At 70.2% G+C, this 13,721-nt stretch carries 13 protein-coding genes; 8 read left to right on the top strand and 5 right to left on the bottom strand.

The window, feature by feature from the left end; translation table 11 throughout:
• Positions 1-93: 93 nt before the first annotated feature.
• Positions 94-1,524, bottom strand: coding sequence for a two-component system sensor histidine kinase CreC (creC, locus tag FQY83_RS08430; protein ID WP_146387029.1), 1,431 nt, complete (start codon positions 1,522-1,524; stop codon positions 94-96).
• Positions 1,525-1,531: 7 nt separating this feature from the next.
• Positions 1,532-2,218, bottom strand: a complete 687-nt coding sequence (gene creB, locus FQY83_RS08425) for a two-component system response regulator CreB (protein WP_146387027.1) — start codon at positions 2,216-2,218, stop codon at positions 1,532-1,534.
• Positions 2,219-2,386: 168 nt separating this feature from the next.
• Between creB and FQY83_RS08420 the strand changes: the two genes are divergently transcribed.
• From FQY83_RS08420 to FQY83_RS08390, 7 genes are all read left to right on the top strand, one after another.
• On the top strand, positions 2,387-3,247 hold the full coding sequence (locus FQY83_RS08420; RefSeq protein ID WP_146387025.1) for a 23S rRNA (adenine(2030)-N(6))-methyltransferase RlmJ: 861 nt from the start codon (positions 2,387-2,389) through the stop codon (positions 3,245-3,247).
• A 240-nt stretch (positions 3,248-3,487) separates the two neighbouring features.
• Positions 3,488-7,042, top strand: a complete 3,555-nt coding sequence (gene mfd, locus FQY83_RS08415; RefSeq protein WP_146387023.1) for a transcription-repair coupling factor — start codon at positions 3,488-3,490, stop codon at positions 7,040-7,042.
• 196 nt (positions 7,043-7,238) lie between these two features.
• Entirely contained in the window at positions 7,239-7,469 is a 231-nt protein-coding gene (chaB, locus tag FQY83_RS08410) for a putative cation transport regulator ChaB (RefSeq protein ID WP_146387022.1), read from the top strand.
• 52 nt (positions 7,470-7,521) lie between these two features.
• Positions 7,522-8,058, top strand: a complete 537-nt coding sequence (locus tag FQY83_RS08405; RefSeq protein ID WP_146387020.1) for a SixA phosphatase family protein — start codon at positions 7,522-7,524, stop codon at positions 8,056-8,058.
• Positions 8,055-8,747 carry a deoxyribonuclease V gene (gene nfi, locus FQY83_RS08400; protein ID WP_146387018.1) on the top strand — a complete coding sequence of 231 codons (693 nt, stop codon included), beginning with the start codon at positions 8,055-8,057 and terminating at the stop codon, positions 8,745-8,747. The genes FQY83_RS08405 and nfi overlap by 4 nt, the downstream gene beginning before the upstream one ends.
• Before the next feature lie 150 nt (positions 8,748-8,897).
• On the top strand, positions 8,898-9,758 hold the full coding sequence (locus tag FQY83_RS08395; RefSeq protein WP_146387016.1) for a pirin family protein: 861 nt from the start codon (positions 8,898-8,900) through the stop codon (positions 9,756-9,758).
• Positions 9,759-9,837: 79 nt separating this feature from the next.
• Complete coding sequence (locus FQY83_RS08390) at positions 9,838-10,365, top strand: hypothetical protein (RefSeq protein ID WP_146387014.1); 528 nt, start codon at positions 9,838-9,840, stop codon at positions 10,363-10,365.
• Between the two features lie 90 nt (positions 10,366-10,455).
• On the opposite strand, the gene FQY83_RS08385 is transcribed toward FQY83_RS08390, so the two are convergent.
• A complete protein-coding gene (locus FQY83_RS08385; RefSeq protein WP_158636461.1) occupies positions 10,456-10,893 on the bottom strand; it encodes a hypothetical protein in 438 nt (145 codons plus the stop codon).
• 316 nt (positions 10,894-11,209) lie between these two features.
• On the opposite strand from FQY83_RS08385, the gene aqpZ reads away from it, so the two are divergent.
• Positions 11,210-11,944, top strand: coding sequence for an aquaporin Z (aqpZ, locus tag FQY83_RS08380; RefSeq protein ID WP_146387275.1), 735 nt, complete (start codon positions 11,210-11,212; stop codon positions 11,942-11,944).
• Positions 11,945-12,160: 216 nt separating this feature from the next.
• Here the strand turns inward: aqpZ and FQY83_RS08375 are convergent, their stop codons facing one another.
• A complete protein-coding gene (locus FQY83_RS08375) occupies positions 12,161-12,796 on the bottom strand; it encodes an NAD(P)-dependent oxidoreductase (RefSeq protein ID WP_146387010.1) in 636 nt (211 codons plus the stop codon).
• Positions 12,797-12,821: 25 nt separating this feature from the next.
• Complete coding sequence (locus tag FQY83_RS08370; protein ID WP_146387008.1) at positions 12,822-13,682, bottom strand: pirin family protein; 861 nt, start codon at positions 13,680-13,682, stop codon at positions 12,822-12,824.
• Positions 13,683-13,721: the final 39 nt, after the last annotated feature.

Below are 13,721 nucleotides of genomic sequence, written 5' to 3'. Positions count from 1 at the left end.
TCCGACGACGAACTGCCCCCTCCAGATTCTCATCCCCCTTGACGTCATCCCGGCTTTCGCCGGGATGACGTCAAGGACGATTGCGGGCGGCGGTCAGCCCGCGGGCAATCGCACGCCGGCGACGGCGCCGCCCTCCGGCCGGTTGCGCAGCATCGCCTCGCCGCCGTGCAGCGCGGCGACCTCGCGCACGAAGCCAAGCCCGAGCCCGCTGCTGCGCGCCTGCGTGCGCGGGCGCGGCAGCGAGTAGAAGCGCTCGAAGACGCGCTCGATCGCGTAGTCCGGCACGCCGGGACCCTCGTCGGACACCTCGAAGCGCAGGCCATCCCCCTCGGCGCCGGCCACGAGCGAGACCACGCCGCCTTCCGACGAGAAATCAATGGCATTGTCGAGCAGGTTGCCGAGCATCTGCCGCAGCAGGAAGCGGTCGCCGCGCAGCGGCGGCAGCGACGCGTCGATGCGCGTCTCGATGCGCACGCCCGCATCGCTGGCCCGGACCGCGGCGTCGGCGACCGCCTCCGCCGCCACGTCCGCCGCGTCGATGGCTTCCGGCTGCTCGATCCGCTGCCGGTGTTCGACCGCCGCCAGCGCCAGCAACTTGTCGATGGTCTGCGTCAGCCGCTCGCCCTGCGCGCGGATGGTGCCGGCGAAGCGCCGCCGATCGGCCTCGGGCAGCGGGCCTTCCAGTAGCTCCGCCGCACCGCGGATCGCGGTCAGCGGCGACTTCAGCTCGTGCGTCAGGTCGTGGACGTAGCGCTCGACGTACTGCTTGCCCTCGAGCCGGTCGCGCATCGTCTCCAGCGCCAGGCCGAGGTCGCGGAATTCGCCGGCCGAGCGCGGCAGGCTCGCGCGCTCGCCCTCGGTCACCGCGCGCGCGTAGCGCTGCAGCCCGCCCAGCTGCCGCGACAGCCACCACGCCGCGAGCAGGCCGATGCCCAGCGCCGCACCGAGCAGCACCAGGCCCCAGCGCCGCACGATGCGCTCGCTGCGCAGGATGAAGGGCTCGATCGTGCGATTGGGCTTGGAGACGGTGAGCACGCCGATGATGTCGCCGGCGTCGTCGAGGACCGGCGCGGCCACGTACATCACTGAGGAGGAGTCGTCGTCCGGATCGCTGCGCGTGGAGCGTGCGCCGTACTCGCCGCGCAGCGTGCGGTAGACGTCGTTCCAGCGCGAGTTGTCGCGGCCCAGGTCGAGCCCGGCCGAGTCGTAGGTCACGATGCCCTTCGTGTCGGTGACCGTGATCCGGTAGCTCACCGCATCCTTGTCGAAATTCCAGATCCGCGCGCCGAGCTCGCGCCGGCGCAGGTCGGCGATGCGCGCGGCAAAGCGGCCGTCACCGATGCGCCCGGCCAGCATGTCGTCCGTCGCCAGTTCGGCCAGCACGTTGGCGGTGTCGGCCAGCGTGTCCTCCATCGCCTGGCGCACGCCCGGCTTCACTTCCTGCACGAAGACGCGCATCAGCAGGATGCCGGCGATCGCGACGATCACGAAGTAGCCGAGCAGGATGCGCAGGCCGATCTTCATGCGCGCATCAGCCGGCGTCGAGCGAATAGCCGAGGCCGCGGTGGGTGCGGATCGGATCGGCCTCGGGCGCGACCGCGTGCAGCTTGGCGCGCAGCGTCTTGACGTGGGTGTCGATGGTGCGGTCGCCGGTCTCGAGCGCGTCGCCCCAGACGCGGTCCATCAGCTGCGCGCGGCTCATCACCGCGCCCGGCCGCGCCAGCAGCGCCGCGAGCAGGCCGTACTCGTAGCGGGTCAGCTCCAGCAGGCGGCCATGGTAGCGCACGCGCATGCCCTCGGGGTCGTGCTCGAAACCCGATGCGGCCGGGCCGCGGAGTACTTCGTCGCCGGCCGCCGGCTGCGCGCGTCGCAGCACCGCGCGCACGCGGGCGGCGAGTTCTCGCGGCGAGAACGGCTTGGGCACGTAGTCGTCGGCGCCCAGCTCGAAGCCGAGGATGCGGTCAGCCTCCTCCTGGCGCGCGGTGAGGAAGATCACCGGCAGGTCGCGACCGGCGCGCAGCTGCCGGCACAGCGCGAAGCCGCCCAGGTCCGGCAGGCCGACGTCGAGGATCGCGAGATCGAAGACCTCACGCGCAGCCGCGGCCAGCGCATCGCCCGCGGTCAGGCAGTGCGTCGCCGCGTGCCCTTCCTCGCGCAGCGCGTACAGCACGGTCTCGGCGATCGCGCTTTCGTCTTCGACCAGGAGGATGCGGGACATTCGGGAATCGGGAATCGGGAATCGGGAATCGGGAGAAGCGTAACGGTTTGTCATCCCGAGCGCAGCGAGGGATCTGCCGTTGCCCGGACGAGAAGCAGATTCCTCGCTGCGCTCGGGATGACAAACATTTAGGCTGTTCCCATTCCCGATTCCCCACTCCCGGCCCCCATGAACTACCGCCACGCCTTCCACGCCGGCAACCATGCCGACGTCCTCAAGCACACCGTGCTGCTGGCGCTGTGCGATGCGCTGGCGGCGAAGCCGGCGGCCTGCTTCGCGCTCGACACCCATGCCGGTCGCGGCCTCTACCGGCTGGACGACGATGCCGCCAGCCGGACCGGCGAAGCCGGGGAAGGCGTGCTGGCGCTCCTGCGGCGCGCCGGCGACACCCCGGTGTTGGCCCGCTATCGCGACGCCATCGCCACCTGCCGCACGCGGCATGGCGATACGGCCTATCCCGGTTCACCGTGGCTGCTGGCGCACGCCCTGCGCGAGCAGGACCGCATCGCCTGCTGCGAACTGCAGCCGGACGAGGCCGCGACGCTCAAGCGCAGCCTTGCCGGCGATCCGCGCGTCGCCGTGCACCAGCGCGACGGTTATGCCGCGATCAATGCCCTGCTGCCGCCGAAGTCCGGCGCCACCCGGATCAATCGCGGCCTGGTCCTGATCGACCCGCCCTACGAGGCGCAGCGCGCGGAATTCGACCCGATCCTGGCCGCCCTGCGCGCTGGCCTGGAACGCTGGCCGCAGGGCATGTTCGCGCTGTGGTACCCGATCAAGCAGCGCGCGACCCTGCTGCCCTTCCTGCGTCGCGCCGCGCACCTGCCGGCGAAGGGCGTGCTGTGCGCGGAACTGATGGTGCGCCGCGAGGAATCTGCCCTGCGCATGAACGGCAGCGGCCTGCTGCTGTGCAACCCGCCGTGGCGCTTCGAGCAGACACTCGCCACGCTGCTGCCGGTGCTGCAGGCAGGGCTGGCCCCGGCGGGCGGATCACATCGCCTGCAGTGGCTGCGCAACGACGAGGCCTGATGCCGCAGCGCACCGGCGTATGCACCATCCTTGACACAGCCGTCATCCCCGCGAAGGCGGGGACCCGGCGTCGTTGCCTCCAATCACCTGAAGACACTGGATGACCAGCGCTTCGCGCTGTTGCAAAGCACTTCCCGCCTGCGCGGGGATGACGACCTGTTTCTCCAAGGTAAAATCACCGCCTTCGCACGCTGGCAACCCCGTTGCCGGCGCCGTCGTGCTTTTCCGGATCCTGGATCGATGCCCGCAGAACTCCTTTCCACCCCGCCGCTGCCGCGGCCCGGCCTGCCACGCGCCTGGTGGCGCGCGCCCGCCAGCCGCAGCGCATTGGCGTGGCATGCCGCGCGCGCCGCCAGCGCACACGGCGCCCCGCTGCTGCTGATCGCGCGCGACAACCACGCCGCGCACCAGCTCGAAGCCGACCTGCACACCCTGCTCGGCGCCGACGACGCGCTGCCGGTGGTCGTGTTCCCGGACTGGGAAACCCTGCCCTGGGACCGCTTCAGCCCGCATCCGGACATCGTCTCGCAGCGCCTGGCCACCCTGCTGCACCTGCCCTCGCTCAAGCGGGCCGCAATCGTCATCGTGCCGGTGCAGACCCTGCTGCAGCGACTACCGCCGCTGCGCTACGCGGTCGGCAGCGCCTTCGACGTGCGCGTCGGGCAGACGCTCGACCTCGACGCCGAGAAGCGCCGCCTCGAAGGCGCCGGCTACCGCAACGTGCCGCAGGTCTTCGACCCTGGCGATTTCGCGGTGCGCGGCGGGCTGCTCGACGTCTACCCGATGGGCGCGTCGCAGCCGTTCCGCGTCGAGCTGTTCGACGACGGCATCGAGACGATCCGCGCCTTCGACCCGGAGACACAGCGCTCGCTCGACAAGGTCGACGCCGTGCGCATGCTGCCCGGCCGCGAAGTGCCGACCGACGAGGACGCGCTCGGCGAGACACTGGACAAGCTGCGCGAGCGTTTCGACATCGACACGCGCCGCAGCGCGCTGATGCAGGACCTCAAGGCCGGCATCGCGCCCGCGGGCATCGAATACTACCTGCCGCTGTTCTTCGAAACGACCGCGACGCTGTTCGACTACCTTGCCCCGGACACGCTGCCGCTGGTGGACGAAGGCGCGCTGGAGGCCGCCGACCACTTCTGGAAGCAGGCCGCCGACCGCTACGAGCAGCTGCGCCACGACATCGAGCGCCCGATCCTGCCGCCGGCCGAGCTGTGGCTGTCGCCGGAGGCCCTGCGCGAGCGCCTGAACGCGGGCAGCCGCATCGAGCTCTGTAGCGAGTCGCATCCGCGCCGCAAGGACGCGCAGGCACTCGGCGACCAGCCGGCGCCGGCGCTGCCGCTGTCGGCGCGCGACAGCGAGCCCGGCGCGGCGCTGAAGTCGTTCCTGTCCAGCTACGGCGGCCGCACGCTGATCGCCGCGGACTCGGCGGGACGGCGCGAGGCGCTGCTGGAGATGCTGGGTGCGGCGGGGCTGACGCCGGTAGTCCTTCCAGACTTCACCGCATTTCTTTCCGATCGTCATCCCCGCGAAGGCGGGGACCCAGTGTCTTCCTTCACAGGCGCAACGACACTGGATTCCCGCCTTCGCGGGAATGACGACTTCTATGTCGCCGTCGCCCCGCTCGACGACGGCTTCGCGCTCGACGAGCCGCGCATCGCGATCCTCACCGAACGCCAGCTGTTCCCCGAGCGCGCCTCGCAGCCGCGCCGGCGCAAGCGCGCAGGGCGCGAACCCGAGGCCATCATCCGCGACCTCGGCGAACTGACAGAAGGCGCGCCGATCGTGCACGAGGACCACGGCGTCGGCCGCTATCGCGGACTGGTCACGCTCGACGCCGGCGGCCAGCCCGGCGAATACCTCGACATCGAATACGCCAAGGGCGACCGCCTGTACGTGCCGGTCGCGCAGCTGCACCTGGTCAACCGCTACTCCGGTGCCTCGCCCGAAACCGCGCCGCTGCACTCGCTCGGCGGCGAGCAGTGGACCAAGGCCAGGCGCAAGGCGGCGGAGAAGGTCCGCGACGTCGCCGCCGAACTGCTGGAGATCCAGGCCAGGCGCATGGCCCGCGCCGGCCTGGCGCTGCCGGTGGACCGCGCGATGTACGAACCGTTCGCGGCGGCGTTCCCGTTCGAGGAAACCCCCGACCAGCACGCCGCGATCGAGGCGGTGATCCGCGACCTGGGCAGCAGCCAGCCGATGGACCGCGTGGTCTGCGGCGACGTCGGTTTCGGCAAGACCGAGGTCGCCGTGCGCGCCGCCTTCGTCGCCGCCGCTGCCGGCCGGCAGGTCGCGGTGCTGGTGCCGACCACGCTGCTGGCCGAGCAGCACTACCGCACGATGGCCGACCGCTTCGCCGACTGGCCGCTGCGCGTGGAGGTGCTGTCGCGCTTCAAGAGCGCCAAGGAGATCAAGGCCGAGATCGGGAAGATCGCCGACGGCACGCTCGACGTCATCGTCGGCACCCACCGCCTGCTGCAGCCGGACGTGAAGTTCAAGGACCTCGGCCTGGTGATCGTCGACGAGGAGCAGCGCTTCGGTGTGCGTCAGAAGGAGGCGCTCAAGGCCCTGCGCGCCAACGTGCACCTGCTCACGCTCACCGCCACGCCGATCCCGCGCACGCTCAACATGGCCATGGCCGGCCTGCGCGACCTGTCGATCATCGCCACCCCGCCCGCGCACCGGCTGGCGGTGCAGACCTTCATCGCCGCCTGGGACGACGCGCAGCTGCGCGAGGCCTTCCAGCGCGAGCTCTCGCGCGGCGGCCAGGTGTACTTCCTGCACAACGACGTCGAGAGCATCGGCCGCATGCAGCGCCAGCTCGAGGAACTGGTGCCGGACGCGCGCATCGGCATCGCCCACGGCCAGATGCCCGAGCGCGAGCTGGAGAAGGTGATGCTCGACTTCCACAAGCAGCGCTTCAACGTGCTGCTGTGCACGACCATCATCGAGTCGGGCATCGACATCCCCAACGCCAACACCATCATCATCCACCGCGCCGACAGGTTCGGCCTGGCCCAGCTGCACCAGTTGCGCGGCCGCGTCGGCCGCTCGCACCACCGCGCCTACGCCTATCTCGTGATCCCCGACAAGCGCTCGATCACCGGCGACGCGCAGAAGCGGCTGGAGGCGATCACCTCGATGGACGAACTCGGCGCCGGCTTCACCCTGGCCACGCACGACCTGGAGATCCGCGGCGCCGGCGAGTTGCTCGGCGAGGACCAGAGCGGGCAGATGGCCGAGGTCGGCTTCAGCCTGTACACCGAGCTGCTGGAGCGCGCGGTGCGCTCGATCAAGCAGGGCAAGCTGCCGGACATCGACGAGCCGATGCACCGCGGCGCCGAGGTGGAGCTGCACGTCCCGGCGCTGATCCCCGACGACTACCTGCCCGACGTGCACACGCGCCTGACGCTGTACAAGCGCATCAGCTCCGCGCGCGACGCGGAAGAACTGCGCGAGTTGCAGGTGGAGATGATCGACCGCTTCGGCCTGCTGCCCGACCCGGCGAAGCACCTGTTCGCCATCGCCGAACTGAAACTGCAGGCGACCGTGCTCGGCATCCGCAAGCTCGACCTCGGCGAGGCCGGCGGACGCCTGCAGTTCGTGGAGAAGCCCGACGTCGACCCGATGGCCGTGATCCGCCTGATCCAGGGCCAGCCGAAGCACTACCGCATGGACGGCCCCGACAAGCTGCGCATCACGCTGGACCTGCCCGATGTCGACACGCGGCTCAAGGCCGCGCGCGGATTGCTGATCGCGCTGGCGCCGGGCGCGGAACGGAAGCCTTGAACGTGTGTCTCGTCATTCCCGCGAAAGCGGGAATCCACGGACGTCAAGCCTGTTGAAGCCAAAGTCCATGGATTCCCGCTTTCGCGGGAATGACGGCCGTTGCTTTCCCGAGGACTCTTGCCGCGACGTTTACGTCCACCTCACCGCACGGTCACCCGCGCAGGCGTAGCGTCGAAGGCCCGCACGGAGCACGACGATGCCCTATGCCAACCTCGGCGACCTGCCCGATTCCGTCCGCGACAACGTGCCGAAACACGCGCAGGAGATCTACAAGGAAGCCTTCAACAGCGCCTGGGACCAGTACAAGGACCCCGACGATCGCCGCGGCGACGCCAGCCGCGAGGAAACCGCGCACCGCGTCGCCTGGGCCGCGGTGAAGGAGAAATACGAGAAGGGCGACGACGACCGATGGCACGCGAAGAAGTAGCCGCAGGCGACCGTCTGCCCCCCGCGGCCCGCCGATCGCGCACAATGCCGGCATGACCAGGCGCCTGATGCTCCCGCTGCTCGCCGCCCTCCTGCTTCCCGCCTGCGCGGGGACGCCATCGCCCGACGACGCGGACGGCGCCACCTTCATCCTCGTGCGCCACGGCGAAAAGACCAGCGACACCGAGCGCGACCCCAACCTCAGCGCGGCCGGCATCGAACGCGCGCGGCAGCTCGCGCAGCGCCTCGCCGGCGACGACATCACCGCCATCTACACCACCGACTACCGGCGCACCCGGCAAACCGTGGAACCGACCGCCGGCGCGCACCACATCGACGCCGAGACCTACGACGCGAAGCTGCCCGCCGGCGCGTTCGCGGCACGGCTCAAGGCGGCCCACCCGCACGGCACCGTGCTCGTCGCCGGCCACAGCAATACCGTGCCGGACATCGTCGCCGCCCTGTGCCAATGCGAAACCGCGCCGATGCCCGAAACCGAATACGACCGCCTCAGCACCGTCCACGTCGCCGCCGACGGCAGCGCGCGGCTGCAGGTGACGCGCTTCGGCGCAACCATACGCGCGCCATGAACGCGCCCTTCGGCGACTGGGACGGCAGCACCGCCGACGCGCGCCGGGTGCAGACCGAGCTGGCGGAGAAGGTGTCGCTGCGCGACGGCTTCCCGAAGCCACCGTGCTGGATCGGCGGCTTCGACGTCGGCTTCGAGGACGAGGGCACGGTGACCCGGGCGGCGGCGGTGCTGCTGGACGCGCGCACGCTGCAGCCGGTCGCCTGCGAAGTGGTGCGCATGGCCACGACCATGCCCTATGTTCCCGGCCTGCTCAGCTTCCGCGAGCTTCCCGCCCTGCTCCAGGCGCTGCAGCGACTGCCGCGCGCGCCCAACCTCGCCTTCGTCGACGGCCACGGCATCGCCCATCCGCGAAGGCTGGGCATCGCCGCGCATTTCGGCGTGGCCGCCGACCTGCCCTGCATCGGCGTGGCGAAGAAGATCCTCGTCGGCACCGCCTCCACCGCGCTGCACGACATGCGCGGCGCATTCACGCCGCTGCGGCACCGGGGCCAGCAGATCGGCTGGCTGCTGCGCAGCAAGGTCCGCTGCAATCCGCTGGTGGTCTCGCCCGGCCATCGCGTGTCGATGGCCGGCGCGCCGGAGCTGGTGATGCGCTACACCACGACCTACCGCCTGCCCGAACCGACCCGCCTCGCCGACCGCATCGCCTCCCGGCGCGGCGACGTGGACGTTGCGGCAGGCGACTGACGGCGCCTCCCCGCCCCTCCCCCGCGCTGCGCGCGCAGGAGGGAGCAAAGCAAGACGAAGCACGGCGCGGAACGGTCCGTTTCCCGCCATCGACACTCCGGACGCGGCAGACGTGCAATCCTGCACGCAGCCAGCCATCGGGAGCCCGCCATGACCACGATCATTCCCCCGCGCGAGCACGACATCGGCAACCTCGTGGTGCGCCGCGCCGTGCCGACGATCCAGGCGCGCAGCGTCGGCCCGTTCGTGTTCGTCGACCACATGGGCCCGGCGGTGTTCGAACCCGGCGTCGGCGTCGACGTGCGCCCGCATCCGCATATCGGCCTGGCCACCGTGACCTTCCTGTGGTCGGGCACGATCCGCCACCGCGACACGCTCGGCTCGCTGCAGGACATCAATCCCGGCGACGTGAACTGGATGACCGCCGGCCGCGGCATCGCCCACTCCGAGCGCACGCCGTCGGAACTGCGCGAAGGCGGGCAGCCGCTGCACGGCATGCAGACCTGGGTGGCGCTGCCGAAGCCGCACGAGGAAACCGATCCCGCCTTCCACCATCACGCCGCCGCGTCCCTGCCCCGGTTCGAGCGCCGGGGCGCGATCCTGCGCGTCATCGCCGGCCGCGCCTATGGCGAGGAGTCGCCGGTGCGCGTGTTCACCGACACGCTGAACGTCGCCATCGACCTCGACGCCGACGCCGAGATCGCGATCGACGCCAGCCACCCCGAGCGCGCACTCTACGTCCTCGACGGCGAGGCGCAGCTCGACGGCGCCGACATCCCCAAGCGCCACCTCGTGCTGCCGGGCCCGGGCTCGCCGGCGATCCTGCGCGCGAAGACGCCGGTCAAGGCGATCCTGTTCGGCGGCGAACCGCTCGACGCACCGCGCCACCTGTGGTGGAACTTCGTGTCGTCCTCGAAGGAGCGCATCGAGCAGGCCAAGCAGGACTGGCAGGACGGCCGCTTCGGCGAGATCCAGGGCGAAACGGAGTTCATCCCGCTGCCGGAAAGATGATGCGGGCCATGCTTGCCCCTCCGGCGCGATGCCACCCGGGCGCGACCGGAAGCCACGGGCGCATCCGCTTGCCTGAAGGATGACGCGCGTCATGCTTTGTGCATTGCATCATTTCCGCGCGCATGGCAGGGTTCCCGGAAGCCTTTCGCGGAAAATCCCCCTGATGAAGACGAGACACCGGCTGTTGCTTGCGATGCTGCTCCCCTTTCCCGCCTTCGCGCAGCCCGCGCCGAGGTGCCCGGAGCTGCCCGTGGACGGCAACCTGTCCTGGGAAGTGACGCAGGGCGAGGGCTTCCTTTACTGCAAGGCGATGCGCGAGGCGGACGGCGCGCAGGCCTTCTCGGTCATGCTGCGGGACAAGTCCCCGTTCCGCGAACGCTTCGGGCTGCGCGAGGAAAAAGCCGTCATCGACGGGCACGAAGTGCGCTGGTACCGGGGAGACACCGCGCTGCAGCCGGACGCGATCGTCCGCGAAACCCAGATCGAACTGGATGACGACCTGTACGCGCACATCGTGCTCCGCGTGGAAACGGAGGCCCAGCGCGTCGAAAGCCAGCGCCTGGCCGAAAGCCTGCGTTTCCGGGACACGTGGATCGGCAGCAACTGAGCCGCCCCTCCCGGCCGCGGATTGCCCGCTGGCCGGGCGCGCATACCGCACACATGGTCACCGGCCCGATCCGGGGCTGGTTCGCCGCGATCAGTCCCCGCCGACGCTGGTCGGACGGAACCGCAGGTTCTCGGCCAGCAGCTGGTTCCGGGCCAGTTGCTCCTCGGAGTCCGCGCGCAGGACGATGTGCGCCGTACTCTTCCTGCCCAGGTCGACCAGGGTCTCGCGGACATGGACGTTCTGCCGGGTGGCCACCTCACCGCGGTACCAGGACACCTTGTGCCCGTCGATCACCGCCTTGTCCTCGCGCAGCCCGCGGTCGGGCCGGAACGAGGATTCGGCCCGCAGCATGACCGAGAAGGCCTGCGAGCCGTCGGATTCGCGCATGGCCTTGCAGAACACGAAGTCGGGGCCGGCCAGCGCTTCCCAGTGCAGGCTGCTGCCCGACGGCAGCTCGGGACAGTTTTCGGCGACGGACTGCGCAAGCGCATGGCCGGGCCACAGCAGGGCCGCCAACAGCAGGGACATCGATTTCATTTGGTGTCGCTCCATGTAGCGAAGGGACCACGAGGTCACAGCCCTGCATGGGGGAAAGTGCTGCACCGCAACAACATTCGTGGGTAATTCATCGTTCCAGCTAGGGGGATGAACTCCATTTCCGCCGGCACTATACCGAAACGTGCGCGTTGTCCAATGGATCGGCTCCGCATTTCCACCTGCGCCCCTCGCCAACCGGCCGACGCGGCCCCTCTCCTTCCATCGTTTTCTTAACGCTTGGGGCCGGACGATGATCTAGCGTTGTCGCCGCGGCGGGCCCATGACCACCCGCCAGGGGAAACGCATCATGGTGAAGAAACTCGCTGCCGAGTTCGTCGGCACGTTCTGGCTCGTCCTGGGTGGCTGCGGCAGCGCCGTGCTCGCCGCCAACTTCGGCGGCGACGGCAACCCGCTGGGCATCGGCTTCGTCGGCGTGGCGCTGGCGTTCGGCCTCACCGTGCTCACCGGCGCGTACGCGCTGGGACATATCTCCGGCGGGCATTTCAATCCGGCGGTGAGCTTCGGGCTGTGGGCCGGCGGGCGCTTCCCGGCCAGGGACCTGCTGCCCTACATCGTCGCGCAGACGCTGGGCGCGGTGGCGGCGGCCTTCATCCTGTTCCAGATCGCCAGCGGCAGCGCCGGCTTCGCGATCGACGGCGGCAGCGCCGGCGCGTTCGCCAGCAATGGTTTCGGCGAGCTTTCGCCGGGCGGTTATTCGATGGCGGCGGCCTTCCTGTGCGAGGTGGTGCTGACCGCGTTCTTCCTGGTCGTGATCATGGGCGCCACCCACAGCCGCGCACCGGCCGGCTTCGCGCCGATCGCGATCGGCCTGGCGCTGACCCTGATCCACCTGATCAGCATCCCGGTGACCAACACCTCGGTGAACCCGGCGCGCTCGACCGGCGTCGCGATCTTCGCCGGCGGCGCACAGGTCTCGCAGCTGTGGCTGTTCTGGCTGGCGCCGATCCTCGGCGGCCTGCTCGGCGGCCTGTTCTACAAGTGGCTGGGCCACGACCGGCCGGACATCGTCGGCAACGGCTGATCGACGACGACGCCACGCGCAAAGAACAATCCCTGTCATTTCGACCCCGGACTTGATCCGGGGGAGAAATCCCGTTTCCGCGCGGGAGTGAAGGAAGACTTCTCCCTGCGGTCGAAGTGACAGGCCTTTTTCCAAGCTATTCCTTTGCCTGGGAAAGGCACCAGAAAAAGCCGGGCAATGCCCGGCTTTTTCGTGACGTCCACAACGCGTCGCCGATCAGTATCCGACCGTGATCCGCCGGCGCCGCGCGTCGTCCTTCTCGATCCGGTCCAGCAGCGCCACGGCGAAATCCTCATTGCTGATGCGGCTGTTGCCATCCGCATCAAACAGGGGCGCATCGCCGCCGAGCCGGTAACGGCCCGTGCGCTCGCCCGGCGCGATCACGAACGACGGGCTGACGAAGGTCCAGTCCGGCCCCGCGTCCGAACCGCGCAGCGTGTCCAGGACCTCGGCCAGCGCCAGCGCCTCGGCGCGGTATTCGGCCGGGAAGTCGGGCGTGTCGACGGCGCGCACGCCCGGCGCGACTTCGAGGCTGCCGGCGCCGCCGACCCAGAACAGGCGCTTCGCCGCATCCGCGGGCAAGTCCTGCAGGTCCCTGGCCAGCGCGACGAGTTGCGCACCGGTGGTGCCGCCGCGCGGCGACACGCTGACGACGACGGCATCGATGCCCTCGATCGCAGGTCGATACGTCGCCGGCGCGGTGATGTCGCCCGCGACGGCCGCGAAGCCCTCGCGCGCAGGCAGCCGCGCGGGATCGCGTGCGATCGCGACCACGTCGTGGCCGCGCGCGAGCGCCTCGTCGAGGATCCGCGAACCGATGCTGCCGGTCGCGCCGAACAATGCGAGTTTCATTTCCGTACTCCTTGCGCGATGTGGTTCAGAACCGGCCTTCCTGGAAATCGACGAAGGCCTGCATGATCTCCTGCTTCGTGTTCATCACGAACGGACCGTAGCGCGCGACCGGCTCGCGCAGCGGGCGGCCGGCGACCACGATCAGCCGCGCGCCGTCGTCGCCCGCATGCAGCTTCAGCACATCGCCGCCGCCGAGCACGGCCATCTCCTGCGCCGCGAGCGGGCGCGCGTCGTCGCCGTCGCCGAGCGCGAGCGAACCCTCGAACGCATACGCGAACGCGCTGTGGCCGTCGGGCAGCGGGTACAGCCATTCGGCGCCGGGCGCGAGTTCGATGTCGAGGTACAGCGGATCGGTCGCCGGCTGCGCGATCGGACCGCGCACGCCATCGACCTCGCCGGCGATCAGCTTCACCGTCACGCCGTCGGCCGGCGTCACCACCGGCAGTTGCTCCGGCGGGAATTCCTGGTAGCGCGGGTCGGTCATCTTGTCCTTCGCCGGCAGGTTCACCCACAGCTGGAAGCCGCGCATGCGGCCTTCCTCCTGCTCGGGCATCTCCGAATGCACCAGGCCTCGGCCGGCGGTCATCCACTGCACGCTGCCGGGGACCAGCAGACCCTCGTTGCCGTGGTTGTCCTTGTGGCGCATGCGGCCATCGAGCATGTAGGTCACGGTCTCGAAGCCGCGGTGCGGATGGCTGGGGAAGCCGGCGAGGTAATCCTCGGGCTTGTCGGTGCCGAACTCGTCGAGCAGCAGGAACGGATCGAGATCCGGCAGCTCGCCGCCGCCGATGACGCGGGTCAGCCTGACCCCGGCACCATCGGACGCGGGCGTGCCGCGGACCTTGCGGGCGATGCGGGCGTAGCGGATGGGATCGGTGGCGCTCATGGTGGTGCCCTCTGTGGACTGGCCGTCAATATGCGCCCG

This window comes from Luteimonas marina, assembly GCF_007859325.1.
In the GTDB taxonomy this organism is placed as follows: Bacteria; Pseudomonadota; Gammaproteobacteria; order Xanthomonadales; family Xanthomonadaceae; genus Luteimonas; species Luteimonas marina.
This window is presented reverse-complemented; position numbering and strand designations above follow the sequence as displayed.